The sequence below is a fragment of the Cytobacillus sp. QJM3NY_8 genome, from assembly GCF_056173585.1.
Window position 1 is genome coordinate 744,388 of the sequence record NZ_CM149681.1, and the last position, 16,460, is coordinate 760,847.

The window sequence follows — 16,460 nt, forward strand, 5'->3', positions numbered from 1 at the left end:
CCAGCTTCATTTTGCTAAAATAAGGGTAATTCTCTTGAAGGAGCATAAAGAATGACCATTCAAATATTTATATTAACCAAACTGATGGAGGGTAAGAATTATCCTTATAAAATAAAAAAGCAGCTTTCAGAGCCTATTCCATTTGATCAGCTAGCTGGATTGACAGAAAGCAAGCTGTACTACCATTTCGATTCATTAGCGAAACAGGGCTTAATTGCAACAGTCGAAATAATTAAAGAAGAACATCGGCCGGATAAACAAATATTTGAAATCACAGCTAAAGGCCGGGAAGAGCTGCCGAAAAAAATCTACAAATTGTTTGAAACGGCCGATTCGATCGGTGAAATGTTGGTGGGTTTAGCCAACATCAAATATGTAGATCAAGATAAAGCAGTCGCTATCCTTGAAGAGAAATTAAAGAGCTCCAAGGCTAAGTGGGAGTATTATAAAAGTTTTGAACAGCTGATTGAAAAAGACAAAGATAATGAGAAACTGATCGAGTTTCTTGGCGGGTATGTGTCGACCAAAGCAGAGCACTCTATTTATTGGCTGGATAAGCTGATTGGGCAGATTAGAGAAGGGAAGATATGAGGGGTGTTATAACTAATGTATTCACATGAATGTTAGATTAACAACCTTTTTTGTGCTATTGAGACAAGTTAAGAAAGCACATATTCATAAATAAAAAGGATATGTGCTTTCATTTTTATGTTCTTTTCTCTTTAGTGATAAATAATAAAATCTGGGTGATGACTGCCAGGATAGGCAATTCCAGCAGAGGGCCTACTACTAAGGTCAACGCAATCAAAGGCTGGTCTGGAAATGCAGTCATAGCAATGGCTAAAGCAATCGGGGAATTTCTGGCTAAAGTGGTCAAGCTTAAACTGGCTCTGTCGGAGTTCGGGAATCTCATAAGCTGTCCAGCTTTTTGACTGACAAAAAGATTAATCATAAAAAATAAAAGAATAGGTATTGTTATTTTCCACAGTAAATCTAAATGGTTAAGCAATAATTGTCCCTGTGACGCAAACATTGCCACGATGGCAAAGTTTAGAAAAATAATTGGCAGCACGCTAAGGCTGGATACAAGGCTTTCTCTTAACTGATCCTTGTTTTTTAAGAGTATCTTTGTTAAAACAGCCAGAACTAACGGTATGATTAATGCAACCAGAATACTTTCAACTAAAAACCCCAGTTCTATTACTCCTGTCGTTCCGCCAAAGATCAGAAGGCAGATAGGCAGCAATATGACCTGTAAGATTAAGTTTAGAGGCAGGATAGCAGTTGATAAGGCAACATTTCCTTTTGCTATGCCTGTAAAGATTAGGTACCAATCAGTGCATGGTGTAACCATCAGCATAATAAATCCAATATATAGTGATGGATTATCGCCTAAAAATACCATTGCCAGCAGCCATGCCAGGATGGGTGTCCAGACAAAGTTTATGAGGATTGAAGTGTATGTAAATTTTATGTTCTTAAAAGCTATCTTGATATCTTCAATAGGAATTTGTAAGAAAGTAATATATAGCATTGCTACTAATAAAGGCACAATAAAACTTTCCGCATTAGCCCTTATTAACTCTGCTTGCCCTATACTAATACCAAAAATCACTGCTAAAAATATTATAACAGTATATAATTTTTCAATTAAGTTCAATTTGACTCACAGCCTCTGAAAATATCTATGCATAGATAACTTTAGCATAGTTACATTCGAATTGCTTATTTAAGCAGCGGGTGCTGCAAATCATTTCTCCATAATTTCTCCATATTTATTTGCTATTGTTTACTTTGGCAATAGTTATTTAAGCATGAAACTGAATAAGGATGTGAACAAAGATGAAGGTAAAACTATTTCTGTCTGTCTTACTCATTTCAATAGTATTAGCTGGCTGTGGACAAGCCGATTCAAATGATGAGGCCGCTTTGAAGGCTGATAACATCAAGGAATTGGTGAATGATTATAGTGCAGGAAACGTTAAGAGCGAGTCTGCTTCGATTACCTCACAGCAGCTACTGGTAAAAAAAGCGGATGGTGAAGAATTAGTCTATGATCTGCCGAAAGAAGAGTTTTTCGTTTCAATTGCACCTTACGTTAATGAAACCCACCCTTGAACTAATCATAGCTTGACAGGTTGTCAAGGTGAATTAGCTGATAAAGAGTTTGATGTATATATCGAAGATACGGAAGGCAATGTCATTTTGAACGAAAAAGTAAAGTCCCAAGCAAATGGATTTTTTGATTTATGGCTCCCAAGAGATGAAACATATCAAATAAAGATTAAGTATGATGGAAAAACATCGGAATCAGAAATTTCAACTTTTGAGAATGAGGGTACTTGTATTACAACCATGCAATTAACTTAAAGGGGCCTTCGGTTCATTGACAAAGAAGGTCCATTTTTTATGAACAGCTGCCAAGAGGCAGCTGTTTTTATTTTTAAAATGTGTATTCCTTTTTCTGGTTATTATATAATAATATTCAAATCAATATTTGAATAACTTTTGTGTGAGAGGAGTGAGAACCATAATAAATTATGAAGTGGCCATTATTGGTGGAGTTCAGGCAGGATTAGCAATGGGATATTATTTAAAAAAAGAATATGTATCCTTTGTCATATTAGAAAAAAATGGGGACGTGGGGTATCCCTGGAGGAAAAGATACCATTCCCTGGTTTTATTTACCCCACGCCGATATAGCAGTTTGCCTGGATTACAAATGGGAGGTTCATCAAATGAACTTCCAGCGAAAGATGAGATGGCGGACTATTTGATTGATTATGTTAAGCATTTTGATCTTCCAGTCATGCTTAACACTAATGTAATTAAGTTAAATAAGCAGCCTGATGGTTCATTTCTCTTAGAAACTAATAGCGGGAAGATGATAGCTAAGCAAGTAATCATTGCAACTGGAGCATTTCAAAAACCATATATACCTAATGCCATAAAAAAGGGGGCAAATACTTTTCAGCTTCACTCTTCTGAATATCATTCCCCAGGTGAAGTGCCAGGAAGTAAGATATTGGTTGTGGGCGGCGGCAATTCCGGGGCACAAATCGCCGTGGAATTAGCAAAAGATAAGAGCGTCACAATAGCTGTTGGTCACAGCATGAAATTTTTGCCATTAACGATACTTGGAAGAAGTGTTTTTTATTGGCTGGATAAACTCGGTCTGCTGTTTGCAGGAAAAGATACAGGAAAAGGCAGCTGGTTTCAAAAACAGAAGGACCCGATTTTTGGAAAGGAACTGAAAGAACTCATAAAAATCAAAAAGGTTGATGTAAAACCTAAAGTTTTACACATCAATGATACAGAAGTTCTATTTGAAGATCAGACTCGGAGGAAATTCGATAGTATTATCTGGTCCACTGGTTTCGTTCCTTCATACGACTGGATTAATATAAAAGGTGTCATCTCCAATGAAGGAAAACCAATACATAAAAGGGGGATCACTGAAGTTAAGGGCCTGTATTTTATAGGCTTACCCTGGCAATATCAGCGAGGCTCGGCTTTGATTTGCGGAGTAGGATTGGACGCTGAATATTTGCTTTCGGCAATTCTTTCTATTAGATCCCAAAAGTCAGGGTGCCTTTGTTGAGTAACTCCTGTGATGAGATTGAAAGAATTTAAACGGTATCCTAGTCTTTATTATTTTTTCATTTGATTGTTATTGATTGCAAATTTTGGTTTTTATTTTCCCTATGGGGCATGATTACATGGATTATTTCGATCGTGTCGGGACTTACCCTTTATAAACAAATAAGAGAGCCAAAATTGGTATTGTATTCTAGCTTTTTCATGGTTTTTTAGTTTTTGCAATCGTTTTTATTGATTTGGCTGTATCTTCTATGCCATAAAATTGTTTCTTTTAGTGGAGAGGAAAAAGCGTATATGCAAAATATTTTCACCCGTGTCCTGATAAAAGATGAGGACCATCATATTTTAGTAGTACAAGATAGAGGGGATCTGTGGAATTTTCCAGGGGGAAAACAGGAATTAGGCGAAACTCCATCAAAGTGTGCAAAACGGGAAGTAAAAGAGGAAATCGGATTAACCGTTCATGCACTTACTGAGGTGTATCAGGGAAATTTCTATTTCAGAGATATCCAGTGGACGGGTTACTTCTACTTTGCAGATTCTGTCAGCGGTGTACCTTGTATGAATGAATTAAATAAGATAAAGGGAATCCGATTTGTAAGTGATGCTGGGATAGTGAAATTTCCGGATGAGTTATCGGCTGTATATGAAGAATTATTTAAAAACGATCTTATCTTGAGGAAAACTACTTATTGGGTTGAAGGTACATAATATCGCTCCTTAATTATCATGTGCTTTTTCATAGCAGCTGCCAAATCAGGCAGCTTTTTGTTTACTTAAAGGAGCAGGCTGGCTTAACTTAATTGTAGTAAAGAATACATTCTGTTAATTGTTAAGGAATTACATTTACAAAAAAATAAAAAACAATTATAGTTATTAAAGAGTCATTATGTCTATTATTAAAAAATATATAAGTGTTAAGCCGCTAGTGCTGCAATGAAAATAAAACATAAAGGAGATAGAGATCTAATGGAATTCTGGGAATCCAGTTTTATAGAAAAACAAACGATGTGGGGATTTGAGGCTGCAGATTCCGCTATCTTAACAAAGGACTTTTTCCTTGAAGAGAATGTTAAGGATATACTGTTGCCGGGTTTTGGATATGGAAGAAATGCGAAGGTTTTTATTGAAAATGGCATAAATGTGACAGGCATTGAGATTTCAAAAACAGCCATTGATCTGGCAAGCCAACATGGGATTGACAGCAGAATTTTTCATGGCTCAGTAACTGACATGCCTTTTGATGACCAGCTTTACACTGGTGTATTCTCCCATGCCCTTATTCACTTATTGAATAAGGATGAGAGAGAGAAGTTTATTAAAGATTGCTATGATCAATTAAAGCCAAATGGCTATATGATTTTTACAGCTGTTTCAAAAAAAGCCCCCATGTTTGGCAAGGGCAAACAATTGGATAAAGATTATTTTGAGATCATGGAAGGTGTGAAAATGTTTTTTTATGATTCTCACACCATAAAACAAGAATTTGGACATTACGGCCTGATAGAGATTTCAGAAATTGACGAGCCAAATAAGGATATGAAAAATAAACCATCAATAAATTTCTTCATGATAAAATGCAAGAAAAAATAGTGCCAGCTGCCATCACGGCAGCTTATTGTTTGTTTTGGTTTAATAACTAAATTTTAACTGTACAAACATTTGTTCTTATCATACTATTGTACTGAGGGGGAGAATAAATGAAAAAGACAAATTATTTGGAATTGAAACATTTCTCTAATGAACATATGGATATCTTGAATTCTTTTGAGCTTCCTAAAGAGCAGGTTCAATTCACTTCACTGCCAAGCAATTATAAAGAAGTAACAGAAGGCCAGCATCGGATCGTTATCCTTTGTGATGGAGAACCAGTAGGCTTCTTTTTATTGCATTCAACTGAAAGAGTAAAGGAGTATTCGGACAATCCGCAGGCGATGCTGCTAACATCATTATCCATTAACCAGGCTAAGCAAGGACGAGGATATGCAAAGCAGGCTATGTTATTATTAAGAAAATTTGCTGCTGACGAATTCCCTGACTGTAATGAAATCGTGTTAGCTGTTAATCACAAAAACATTGCTGCTCAAAAACTGTATGTAAAAGTTGGATTTCAGGATACAGGACGCAGAAAAATGGGGCCAATTGGCGAACAGTACATTATGAATTTAATGTTGTAAATACATCTTTTCTTATTTGCCATTGGGAGGTTTCAACTATAACAAATTTAAGAACTCATCAATTCAATGGGGCTGAAATAATAGAAAGAAAAATAAGGTATGATTCCGAAGTCGTGGAATATAATTGTATGCTGTTGACAGTGCAAAATCAAAGTGCGGTGCTTTTTCATATTATTGAAGACACTTTTACAATGAAAGCCAATCAAGCTCAATTAACAATACCGAAAGGCAGCTATACAATTGCTTATTACTGGGAAAATCGCCCATATAATCTATATTTCTGGAGAGACCATAAAGGAAAGTATTTGGGCTCATATTTTAACATTGTAAAAAATACATTGATAAGCGATAGAATGGTATGTTTTGAAGATTTAATAATCGATATTTTAGTACTTCCGAATGGAGAATATTTTATTCTAGACGAGGATGAATTGCCTGAGTCATTGGAGAAATTTGAGAATGGTTCTGTCCAGCAGGCTTTAAACTTATTAACAAAATCTATTCATCATGTTCTTCTTCAAACGATTTCAGAATCTGAAGGCATTTATGCGCATGAGAAATTTATTCCTTTGTTGGAGCAGTTTGTGAAAAAGCATACGTAAAGTCATTATCCCGAAATCATAGGGGATTTAAGTGATATTTATATAAATAAAAGTTCATGGATGTTATGTAATGTAAAATTGCCTGACTGTGTGTCTTTTTCGCTGACCTCATCCTGGAGAATCACGGCAAGGACCACATTAGTGAAAAGAATTTATGAGGATTCTGCTAAAGTAAAAAAAATTGGAGGAATTAGTTCAGGCCGAAGCTTGTCAGCATTTATGCGTTTGATAAAAATATTCAAGTTAATGAAAAGTAGCCGAGCATGTCTTGATAATGACTGCGACCCCAGGCAGATTATAAATGGATGCAAATGACCAAATGAAACCATAAGTAAATATCTTATTAAATAGTGTGCGATTGCTCAATAAGGCAGTCGCTTTTCTTGTTTAAAAATATTTATAATAGAATAGTGGGAATTATAAAAATATTAAACTGGAGGAAACAATGTATGAATGGAATTGTAAAAACTCCTGAACCACCTTATTACGCAGTAATATTTTCATCACAGAGAACTGAGGGAGATAGAGGTTACGGAAAAATGGCGGAAAAAATGGCAGAGTTAGCTTCTCAGCAAAAGGGATTCTTAGGCCTGGAAAGTGCTCGTGATGAAGGGTTGGGAATTACAGTTTCATATTGGGCTTCATTGGATGCAATAAAGAATTGGAAGGAATACTCGGCACATCAAGTTGCACAGGATAGAGGTAAAAATGAATGGTATAAGAGCTTCGCACTAAGAGTGTGTAAAGTAGAAAGGGATAACTTTTTCGAAATATAATATTCTTGTCTTATACAATGGTGGATGCTGATGTTCGAGTTCAGCTGCCAAACCCAGTCGGTTTTTTTGTACAGCTGAAGGTGCAGGTTAGCTGAAATAAAAACATAGTAATGGAAGGGAAGTTAATGAGATTTAAAGAAAAATAAATACAATTAAATATTGGGGGACTTAAAATGTTTATTGTAAATGTTGAAGGTGCTATAAGGAAAAATGACAAGTGGCTAATAATTGAAAGAAGTAAAAAAGAGGAACACGCTGGAGGTCTGCTTTCCCTAGTTGGAGGTAAGGTGGATATAGAAGGAAGTTCATCTAATATACTAGAAAGAACTGTAAAACGTGAAATTTTAGAAGAAGTCGGTGTAAAAGTAAAAGACAGTTTAACTTATGTAAATAGCACCTCTTTTGTAACAGATACTGGTCAAAATGTGGTGGATGTTGTTTTTCTTTGCGAATATGAATCTGGTGAGGCGTTACCTATTATTCCTGATGAGGTAGAAAAGGTGTTTTGGTTAACTTCAGAAGAAATTTTAAACCACCCAAAATCACCTATTTACTTAAAAGAAAATATTAAGAAAGCCGAGGCACTGATTCCAATTCAATTGACATGACTCTCATTGTGAAGCAAAAGGACTATCGTAAAATTCAGCTGCCAATAGGTGGTTTTCTTTTTGTTGAACAAAAAAGTTAGGTATGTCTTTTAAAGGTATAAGCAGAAGAGTAATTTATGTTAAAGGGGAACATAAGGACTTGAAGGTTTATTCTATATTTAGATGTACTTTTATAACAAACATTTAAAACAGTAGACGATCATTACTTAAATCGCGTAAAAAACATAAAACGCAGCATCTGACTTTGGTTCATTTTATAGCTGTAAAATAAATAATGTTAAATAAGATTTATGTAGAATTATATTCAAACTATAGGATGCTTTGCAGATTTATAGGGTGATACAAATAATATGCATCACCCTAACTATTAAATCGAAATAACGCCAAATGCAATGGCAGCAATAATCATAAATACTGAAGAGCCAACTGCCCATTTTAAAGCAAAACGCTGATTCTGGCCATAGTCAATTCCGATCATGCCGACTAGAAGGTAACCTGCGGCATAGAGCGGGCTTAACACGTGAGCGGGCTGGCCGAGTACTGATGCACGGGCAATTTCAGCCATAGGAATATTGTAGCTGGCAGCAGTTTCTCCAATGATCGGGATAATTCCATAGTAATAGGGATCGTTTGCCATGAAATACGTAAATGGCATGCTCGTGATAGCTGTAATTAAAGGCAGCTGGGTTCCCAATTGTTCTGGAATGACTTGAACAAGTGCTGTCGCCATTGCATCTACCATTCCAGTCCCGTTCATGATTCCTGTGAATATACCAGAGGCAAAGACTAATGCGACCACTGCGAGAACATTTCCAGCATGGGCGGCAATGCGTTCTTTTTGCTGTACCAGGTTTGGATAGTTGATCATCGCCGCAATCGCGAACCCTAACATAAATAGAACAGGGAGAGGCAGCAATCCGGCAATTAAGGCAATCAGCAGGCCTATTGTCAGTCCGGCGTTAACCCAAATTAACTTTGGACGCTGCAGCTCTGCGGACTTTTCTCCATGATCTATAGCGGCAGCGGTTTGTTCCTTTGCCGCTTGAATCTCACTGGCAATTGGATCATCCATTTTGAAGATCCCAATCCGTTTCCGTTCCTTTAATCCAAAATGCCAAGCAACGAGAAAGGCAAAGGCTATTCCAGCTGCCATTACAGGAATAAGCGGAAGGAATACTTCCTCGGTTGTGAGCTGCAAAGAACTGATGACTCGGGCTGTCGGTCCGCCCCATGGTGTCATGTTCATGACGCCGATGGAGAGAAGTGCGAGTGTTGAGAGCATGTATAAATTCATATTTAGCTTTTTGTATAGAGGCAGCATGGCTGTGACAGTAATAATAAATGTTGTTGTCCCATCTCCGTCCAGGGCAACAAGTGACGCGAGAGCAACTGTTCCGAGGGCAATCTTTAGCGGATCCCCTTTTACAATCCGCAAAATCGTATTCACAATTGGTTCAAATAAGCCGGCATCAATCATGATACCGAAATAAAGGATAGCAAACACAAGCATAACGCCTGTAGGAGCAACTTGCTTTATCCCTTCGAGCATCATATCCCCGATTCCGGTATAAAAACCTCCAATTAAAGCAAAGACAATTGGTACAATAATTAATGCCAGTAGTGCAGACATTCGTTTTGTCATAATTAAAGCCATAAAAACAGCAACCATAATATATCCAAGCAACGCGAGCATATGAACCCTCCTAAATAGTTGTAAGCGCTTCCTTTCGAATTACTTTAACAGGGCTGCTCTCGTAAGAATAGATTAGTTGTTTTATTTGAATAAAAAGCAATAGTTTCATAATTTTCATATTTTTTATGAAAATAAGAGAAATACCGTAATATGTTAGATATCTATCATTCACTAGGAGCTTTCTTCTTAAACTGAACTTCTTGGTCAGGCAATGTTTATCCTATAGAAGCTTTCTTTAAGACATAGCTAAAAAAAGCAAGCCCCTTTATAAGAGGGCTTGCTAAGGTTGTTTGTATCGGCGTTCCGGACGGCCCACGCTGCCATAGACAATATCGACTTCCACCAAGTTAATAGAAACCAGATACTCTAAATAGCGCCTTGCCGTGGAGTGGCTTGCTCCGATTTGCAACCCTACTTCTTCAGCGTTTAGGCTTGTGGATGCAGCTTTCATTGCTTGTGTAACTTTGCGGAGTGTGTGTTTGTCGATGCCTTTTGGCAAATTCTCGGCCTCGTGCTTTGTCTCGGCAGCTGGAGTGTTTTTTTGAAAGAGCCGCTGTATTTCATCTTGTTTGATATGGGCATTTGTTTGCCGGGCATGCCTCGTTTGGCTGTACTCTTCAAATGTTGAAAAAAAGCTGTCAACCATAATCGGTTTCAGCAGATAGCTATATGCTCCTCCACGCATGGCGTCTCTTACTGTTTTGGCATCATTGGAAGCGGTTATCATAATGATATCTACATGACGGTGTGCGTGTTTGATTTGAAATAGCAAATCAATTCCATTTGCATCTGGCAGATGAACATCGAGCAGGATCAGGTCGGGAGTGATAACGTTTAGCAATTGAATGGTTTCTGAAGCTGTTTGTGCTTTTCCGATGACAGTGAAATCTTTTCTGTTTTGAATAAGCTGTTCATATACAGACGAAGCGACAGGGTCATCTTCAACGATCAGCACCCCGATGGATGGGTTAGTCATGATTTTTCTCTCTCCTTCGCAGTTGTGAAATCAGGATTAGCTTTTGGAATGGCGATTGTCATACATGTTCCTTCTGAACGATCTGTACGATACCATTCCCCGCCAAGCTGGCTCAATGCATGCTGCATAATGGTCAGGCCCAGACCATGCTGGGGGTCATTTTTGGTTGTCGCTCCTTCTGTAAAAAAGTAAGCTTCTTCTTCAGATGTCATGCCTTTGCCATTGTCTTCAATATCCATAATCAGCTCGTCTCCGTAGTCTGTAAAGGACAGGTGGACAGTGGCGCTTTTTCCTTTCCATGCAGAAGATGCTTCTAGAGCATTATCAATCAAATTACCAACCACTGTCACGACATGTTCGCTCTGTATGGTGTCAGGGAAGTCTAACCACTGGCTGTTTTCGTCAAATGTGATCAATACTTTCATTTCTTTGGCACGGTTCACTTTCCCTAGAAGAAGGGCAACAATCAAAGGATCTTTAATTGTAGACATTAAAAAGGTGACAGTTTGCTGCAGTTCTTGCACTTCCATCTTCATAAGCGCTTTTGCTTCTTCGTAACGCTCCAATAGCAGGAGCCCGTTTAATGTGTTCAGTTTATTTAAATACTCATGGGTCTGCGCCCGAATATGGTTGGCATGCTGCCGGATTTCAATAAGTTCATTCGCCAAATCTTCAACTTCAGAGAAGGGTCGAATAGTCAGGACGAATCCTGTTATTGCCGTTTCTTCAGCCTGGATGGGCGATATGTCTACAATGTATATCGAGTTGTTTATGAGCACTTGTTTTTGGATGAAAAGGTTGGGATTCTCCAATGCATTTTGTATAAGCGCTTTCAAATGCAGCTCAGTCAGCGTATCTTTTGCATGCTCACCTAAAATGCTGCGCGCTTTTTTATTGGCTGATAAAATTTTTAGATCAGGGCTGATAGCAAGCGTGGCATCCCCGATTGATTCCAGAATTGCCTGCTTTTCAGAGAAGGCGTGAGAAATTTCCTCTGGCTCCAGATTAAATATAAGCTTCTTGACACGGCGGGCGATATAAAAGGCTCCTGGTATGCCAATGAGAAGGGCAAGTCCTCCGAAACCGGCTACCCGCAATTGATAGACAAAAATTTTTCCTTCTACTTCATTCGTCAAGAAGCCAACGGAAGAAACACCGATAATCTTACCTGACTCATCATAAATGGGTGTTTTCGCTTTAACTGCTTCTCCTAAAACGCCATTTCCAATAAAAACAATAGAATCTCCTGCCAGCGGGGCTTTATTGCTTGTTTCTGTAGCCCTGCCAATTTGATTCGGATAGGGATGGGAATAACGAATACCATCCCCGTTCGCTATTACAATATAATCAGCGCCTGTCCGCTCTCTAAGCTTCTCGGCAATAGGCTGAATCATTTGTGCTGGATGATCTGTATTAAACGCATCGATGATGGAATCGTTTTCGGCAACCAATTCCGCAACTGTCAGCGCCTGCTGTCCGGTGGTTTTCTCAATCATTTGGTCAATAATGGATGAAAAGGAAATGATAATTAACAAGATGCAAATTAAGAGTACAGTAAGCACGAGCAGAACCATTTGCCCGAAAAGCCCAGGCTGCTTAAATTTAAAAGGTTTCGACAAAATGGCCACCTCTAGCAATTTTATTTTACTACTAGATTAAAGGAGGCAAATGCTTTCGGCAAGGTAAAGTTCACTTACTTTAAATGAATAAAGCTTTGGATGCAGGACAAGACTGGTGATCTCTCCTTAAAAGGCCATACTATTCGTTAACAATGTAACGGATGGGGAAGCTATTAAGAAATTGTCCTGATGGTTAACGGGGAGGGGATCAGTACAAATAAAGATAGGGGATAAATAAAATTAAAAGAGCCGTACTTAACATTGGGGAACGTTAAATACGGCTCTGTCGAAAATCGACAATCAAAGAATTAAGTAAAAACCATTGAAAAAAGTGAAACCCTGTGGTAAATTTATATAGATGTGCATTATGTAATAAAAAATAAATATATTTTCCCTATCTTAATTATATAATGCAATCAATTCGTTTGTCAACCCTTTTATAAATTTTTTTAAGGAGTGTTTGCTATGAATTCGAAACTTCAGCAGGAGCAAGTACGATTGGACAGTGTCATGGGGACAATTGCGGAGGAAGTCAGCAGATTGGAAGAGGAAACCTCCAGGCGTAAAAACGAAGTGGTTCATATCCGCAAACACTTTTGGGATGAAGTCAAGGTGAATATTGATACCTTTGATGATTACCTGGAGACCATCATCGGGTTGAGGCAGGAGGCTCAAGCTCTTTCGGTCAGCCAAAGCACCCACAGACATGCATCCAAGCGCTTGTCCACGCTGCGAAGGATGGAGGAGGTTCCCTACTTCGGCCGTATTGATTTTATGGAAGAAGGTTCATCAGATCAGGATCAAATCTATATTGGGATCAGCTCGCTAAGGGATGCCAGCGGCGAAAATTTCCTTATTTACGATTGGAGGGCACCGATCTCCAGTGTCTACTATGATTACCAGCCCGGTCCCGCCAAGTATGAAACACCGGGAGGCACAATCCAGGGCACATTGGAGAAGAAGTGGCAATATCTTATCCGCGGCGGCGTTTTGCAGTCCATGTTCGATACAAGTCTCACCATTGGGGATGAGATCCTGCAGGAGGTTCTGGGCAAGGGTACTGACAAACATATGCACAATATTGTAGCTACCATTCAACAGGATCAAAACCGGATCATCCGTCATGATCGCGGAAGGCTGCTCATTGTTCACGGTGCGGCTGGGAGCGGCAAGACATCGGCTGCCCTGCAGCGGATTGCTTATTTGCTGTACAAAGATCGGGATAATTTAAATGCGGAGCAAATTATTTTGTTTTCGCCTAACTCAATGTTTAACAGTTATGTGTCCAATGTGCTCCCGGAACTCGGTGAAGAGAATATGCAGCAGGTCACCTTCCAGGAATATTTGGACCACCGGCTGAGTAAAGAGTTTGAAGTTGAAAATCCATACGGGCAGCTGGAATACGTGTTAACTGCAGACCATACCTCTTCCTACAGGGCAAGGGTTACGGGCATTCAATTCAAAGCATCTGTCCGCTTTTTTGAAGCGATCCATGCATACATGAAGTCGCTGGAGTTATCCGGAATGCTATTTAAGGACATAGTCTTCAGAGGAAAGCCGATTGTCTCCGCGCAGCAAATGGCAGACAGGTTTTATAGCAGCGACACTTCACTTCGCTTTCATAACAGACTTGAAAAGCTGATGGAATGGCTTATTAAGCAAATTAATGAAGCTGAAAAGGCGGAACGGAATAAGCCGTGGGTACAGGAGGAAATCGAGCTGCTCAGCAATGAGGAATATCATAAGGCACATGCCTATCTCGCGAAAAAACGCGGCTTTAAAGAAGATTCGATTCATGATTATGAAATCGAGCCTGAAGTGTTAGCCCGCTTGATTGTCCGGAAAAAGCTGAAGCCGCTGCGAAAACGAATCCGGGCGTTGCGTTTTGTCGATTTTAAGGGGATATACAAACAGATTTTTACTGATCCCATAAAGATCAAACATTGGATAGAAGGGGAGATACCAGCAGAATGGACGGATATTTGTCAGGCGACGCTGAAAATGCTGGATGAAGGTCACCTGCTTTATGAAGATGCTACCCCGTTTTTATATCTGAAGGAGCAGATTCAAGGCTTTCAGACGAACAGCTCGATTAAGCACATCGTCGTTGATGAGGCACAGGATTATTCGCCATTTCAATTTGAGTTTCTAAAGCGCCTGTTTCCTGCGTCCAAGATGACGGTCCTCGGCGACTTTAATCAGGCGATCTTTGCCCATGCCAGCGAAATGGCTGATTTTCAACCGCTTGCTGGCCTGTACGGACCGGATGAAACAGAAGTGATCAATATAGCACGAAGCTACCGCTCCACAAAGCCGATCATTGAATTTACGCGAAGACTCGTTCCAAACGGCGAAAGGATCATCCCTTTTGATCGCAGCGGCAAGCGGCCCGAGCTGAAACAAATAACCGATCACGCACAGCTGCACAGCTGCATCGCCTCTAAAGTCGCGGATTTACGAAGCCAAGGGTTAAAAACTATTGCGATCATATGCAAATCGGCTGAAGAAAGTTTGCGTGCATATGAGGCTCTGTCCGGCATCGATGGAATTAAACTCTTGAAAAGCAACTCGACTGAATATGAACAAGGAGTGGTTGTCGTACCGTCGTATTTATCCAAGGGCATCGAATTTGATGCCGTCATTATTTATGATGCATCAGAGCATGTCTATGGTGATGAAAGCCTGCGCCGTGTATTCTACACCGCCTGCACGAGAGCAATGCATGATTTGCAGCTTTACAGCGTAGGGGCACCGAGCCCGTTTTTGCAAGACGTTTTGCGTGAAGGTTTCATCCAGGTCTGACTCGGTCGGGTTATCCGATAAACAAATCTATATTTAACATAGAAAGAAGGATTGATTCTATATGCCGCAGGAAACCAATACGGGTCAAAACAAACCGCCATATGGCATGATCGCCATTTTATTTATCGGGGCTTTTGTTGCGATATTGAATGAAACATTACTGAACGTTGCCCTCCCATCCATCATGGAAGAATTCGGTGTGAATGCAACAGCCGTACAATGGCTGTCTACAGGCTATATGCTTATTAACGGGATTTTAATACCGGCGAGTGCATTCTTCATTCAGCGATTTTCTGATAAGAAATTATTCATTACAGCCATGGCATTATTTACTTTGGGAACATTCCTGGCCAGTATTGCGCCTGCATTTGGTGTGTTATTAGGGGCTCGGATGATTCAAGCTTCAGGATCGGCGATTATGATGCCATTATTAATGAATGTCATGCTTACCGCATTTCCGGTCGAAAAAAGAGGGGCGGCAATGGGGATGTTTGGTCTTGTCATGATTACTGCTCCAGCGATTGGGCCGACTCTTTCAGGATGGCTGATTGAACATTACAGCTGGAGGATGTTATTTGACCTTGTTCTGCCAATTGCCCTGTTAACCGTAGTTTTGGCAGTCTTTAAATTAAAAGATATCACACCCCAGAGAGCTATTAAGCTTGATTTCATCTCGCTGGTTTTATCAAGCATCGGATTTGGCGGCTTGCTTTATGGCTTTAGTTCAGCAGGGGAAAAAGGATGGGATAGCCCCCTCGTGTACGGCACGATTGTGATTGGGGCACTTGCTTTAATTACCTTTGTACTCCGTCAGCTTCGGATGGATGACCCTATGCTTGAATTTCGCATCTACAAATATCCGATGTTTGCCCTGTCATCGGCCATTTCAATCGTGATATCCGTCGCCATGTTTTCAGCGATGATTTTGATGCCCATCTATGTACAGACCATACGGGGAATTTCACCAATGGAGTCGGGTCTATTGATGCTTCCGGGAGCGATTGTCATGGGGGTCATGTCTCCCATTACAGGGAAACTCTTTGATAAGTATGGGGCAAGAGTTTTGGCGGTAATTGGGCTGACCATTACCGTTGTAACATCTTATTACTTCAGCAGAATCGGCATGAATACAGCCTATTCTACTCTTGTTCTGCTGTATACCTTTCGGATGTTCGGGATGTCAATGGTCATGATGCCTGTCATGACAAATGGATTGAATCAGCTGCCGGCGATAAATAATCCGCACGGAACCGCTATGAATAATACGCTGCAGCAGGTATCCGGCGCCATTGGATCCGCGCTGCTGATTACCGTCATGAACAACCGCACGAAAGAAAAAGCAGAGGAACTGTCTGCTGACTCACTGGCCAATATGAGTGCCAGTGCAGCTCAGCCATCTGCACAGGCCGCAGCTGACATGCAGCAGCAAATCATGAATGAAGCGATGCTGCATGGCATTAATTTCACTTTCTTCATTTCTGCATTGATTGCGGTGATTGCACTCATACTTGCTTTCTTTATTAAAAGAGTGAAACCCCATTATGAAAATCAAACAGGTGAAGAAGCGGCAGTTAAAGATTGATCAAAAGGCCGAAACCCGGGCGGTA

General features: G+C 39.8%; 15 protein-coding genes. 11 read left to right on the forward strand and 4 right to left on the reverse strand.

The annotated features are described in order from the left end of the window. Nucleotides 1-51 precede the first annotated feature (51 nt). Nucleotides 52-591, forward strand: a complete 540-nt coding sequence (locus tag AC0VZ9_RS04055; RefSeq protein ID WP_009335261.1) for a PadR family transcriptional regulator — start codon at nucleotides 52-54, stop codon at nucleotides 589-591. 115 nt (nucleotides 592-706) lie between these two features. Here the strand turns inward: AC0VZ9_RS04055 and AC0VZ9_RS04060 are convergent, their stop codons facing one another. After that, nucleotides 707-1,660 carry an arsenic resistance protein gene (locus tag AC0VZ9_RS04060; RefSeq protein WP_019379499.1) on the reverse strand — a complete coding sequence of 318 codons (954 nt, stop codon included), beginning with the start codon at nucleotides 1,658-1,660 and terminating at the stop codon, nucleotides 707-709. Nucleotides 1,661-1,842: 182 nt separating this feature from the next. On the opposite strand from AC0VZ9_RS04060, the gene AC0VZ9_RS04065 reads away from it, so the two are divergent. The 8 genes from AC0VZ9_RS04065 (at nucleotide 1,843) to AC0VZ9_RS04100 (ending at nucleotide 7,763) form a co-directional block, all read left to right on the forward strand. Then, a complete protein-coding gene (locus tag AC0VZ9_RS04065) occupies nucleotides 1,843-2,370 on the forward strand; it encodes a CueP family metal-binding protein (protein ID WP_180321086.1) in 528 nt (175 codons plus the stop codon). A gap of 160 nt (nucleotides 2,371-2,530) precedes the next feature. Then, the gene (locus tag AC0VZ9_RS04070; protein ID WP_475397493.1) at nucleotides 2,531-3,601 is read left to right on the forward strand and encodes a flavin-containing monooxygenase; all 1,071 of its coding nucleotides are present in this window, start codon (nucleotides 2,531-2,533) and stop codon (nucleotides 3,599-3,601) included. 293 nt (nucleotides 3,602-3,894) lie between these two features. After that, the gene (locus AC0VZ9_RS04075; RefSeq protein ID WP_019379495.1) at nucleotides 3,895-4,311 is read left to right on the forward strand and encodes an NUDIX hydrolase; all 417 of its coding nucleotides are present in this window, start codon (nucleotides 3,895-3,897) and stop codon (nucleotides 4,309-4,311) included. A 258-nt stretch (nucleotides 4,312-4,569) separates the two neighbouring features. Then, nucleotides 4,570-5,193: a class I SAM-dependent methyltransferase gene (locus AC0VZ9_RS04080; protein WP_009335255.1), complete on the forward strand. Its 624-nt coding sequence runs from the start codon at nucleotides 4,570-4,572 to the stop codon at nucleotides 5,191-5,193. Between the two features lie 107 nt (nucleotides 5,194-5,300). Further along, nucleotides 5,301-5,777, forward strand: a complete 477-nt coding sequence (locus AC0VZ9_RS04085) for a GNAT family N-acetyltransferase (protein ID WP_071157920.1) — start codon at nucleotides 5,301-5,303, stop codon at nucleotides 5,775-5,777. A gap of 38 nt (nucleotides 5,778-5,815) precedes the next feature. Then, the gene (locus AC0VZ9_RS04090) at nucleotides 5,816-6,379 is read left to right on the forward strand and encodes a ribonuclease FAU-1 family protein (protein ID WP_180321091.1); all 564 of its coding nucleotides are present in this window, start codon (nucleotides 5,816-5,818) and stop codon (nucleotides 6,377-6,379) included. A gap of 449 nt (nucleotides 6,380-6,828) precedes the next feature. Continuing rightward, a complete protein-coding gene (locus AC0VZ9_RS04095) occupies nucleotides 6,829-7,155 on the forward strand; it encodes an antibiotic biosynthesis monooxygenase family protein (protein WP_009335252.1) in 327 nt (108 codons plus the stop codon). A gap of 173 nt (nucleotides 7,156-7,328) precedes the next feature. Beyond that, nucleotides 7,329-7,763, forward strand: a complete 435-nt coding sequence (locus AC0VZ9_RS04100; protein ID WP_217027556.1) for an NUDIX hydrolase — start codon at nucleotides 7,329-7,331, stop codon at nucleotides 7,761-7,763. A 367-nt stretch (nucleotides 7,764-8,130) separates the two neighbouring features. Here the strand turns inward: AC0VZ9_RS04100 and AC0VZ9_RS04105 are convergent, their stop codons facing one another. From AC0VZ9_RS04105 to AC0VZ9_RS04115, 3 genes are all read right to left on the reverse strand, one after another. Continuing rightward, a complete protein-coding gene (locus AC0VZ9_RS04105) occupies nucleotides 8,131-9,456 on the reverse strand; it encodes a CitMHS family transporter (protein WP_009335251.1) in 1,326 nt (441 codons plus the stop codon). 280 nt (nucleotides 9,457-9,736) lie between these two features. Next, nucleotides 9,737-10,432 carry a response regulator gene (locus tag AC0VZ9_RS04110; protein WP_009335250.1) on the reverse strand — a complete coding sequence of 232 codons (696 nt, stop codon included), beginning with the start codon at nucleotides 10,430-10,432 and terminating at the stop codon, nucleotides 9,737-9,739. Continuing rightward, nucleotides 10,429-12,051 (reverse strand): ATP-binding protein, encoded by a 1,623-nt coding sequence (locus AC0VZ9_RS04115; RefSeq protein WP_009335249.1) that lies wholly within the window; start codon nucleotides 12,049-12,051, stop codon nucleotides 10,429-10,431. The genes AC0VZ9_RS04110 and AC0VZ9_RS04115 overlap by 4 nt, the downstream gene beginning before the upstream one ends. Before the next feature lie 465 nt (nucleotides 12,052-12,516). Between AC0VZ9_RS04115 and helD the strand changes: the two genes are divergently transcribed. Continuing rightward, a complete protein-coding gene (helD, locus tag AC0VZ9_RS04120) occupies nucleotides 12,517-14,853 on the forward strand; it encodes an RNA polymerase recycling motor HelD (protein ID WP_475397039.1) in 2,337 nt (778 codons plus the stop codon). Between the two features lie 61 nt (nucleotides 14,854-14,914). After that, nucleotides 14,915-16,435 carry a DHA2 family efflux MFS transporter permease subunit gene (locus AC0VZ9_RS04125; protein ID WP_009335247.1) on the forward strand — a complete coding sequence of 507 codons (1,521 nt, stop codon included), beginning with the start codon at nucleotides 14,915-14,917 and terminating at the stop codon, nucleotides 16,433-16,435. Nucleotides 16,436-16,460 lie beyond the last annotated feature (25 nt).

Coding starts and splice junctions, on each gene's coding strand:
- AC0VZ9_RS04075 (WP_019379495.1), top strand. CDS start 3,895: ATGCAAAATATTTTCACCCGTGTCCTGATAAAAGATGAGGACCATCAT.
- AC0VZ9_RS04080 (WP_009335255.1), top strand. CDS start 4,570: ATGGAATTCTGGGAATCCAGTTTTATAGAAAAACAAACGATGTGGGGA.
- AC0VZ9_RS04100 (WP_217027556.1), top strand. CDS start 7,329: ATGTTTATTGTAAATGTTGAAGGTGCTATAAGGAAAAATGACAAGTGG.
- AC0VZ9_RS04125 (WP_009335247.1), top strand. CDS start 14,915: ATGCCGCAGGAAACCAATACGGGTCAAAACAAACCGCCATATGGCATG.
- AC0VZ9_RS04105 (WP_009335251.1), bottom strand. CDS start 9,456: ATGCTCGCGTTGCTTGGATATATTATGGTTGCTGTTTTTATGGCTTTA.
- AC0VZ9_RS04085 (WP_071157920.1), top strand. CDS start 5,301: ATGAAAAAGACAAATTATTTGGAATTGAAACATTTCTCTAATGAACAT.
- helD (WP_475397039.1), top strand. CDS start 12,517: ATGAATTCGAAACTTCAGCAGGAGCAAGTACGATTGGACAGTGTCATG.
- AC0VZ9_RS04095 (WP_009335252.1), top strand. CDS start 6,829: ATGAATGGAATTGTAAAAACTCCTGAACCACCTTATTACGCAGTAATA.
- AC0VZ9_RS04110 (WP_009335250.1), bottom strand. CDS start 10,432: ATGACTAACCCATCCATCGGGGTGCTGATCGTTGAAGATGACCCTGTC.
- AC0VZ9_RS04055 (WP_009335261.1), top strand. CDS start 52: ATGACCATTCAAATATTTATATTAACCAAACTGATGGAGGGTAAGAAT.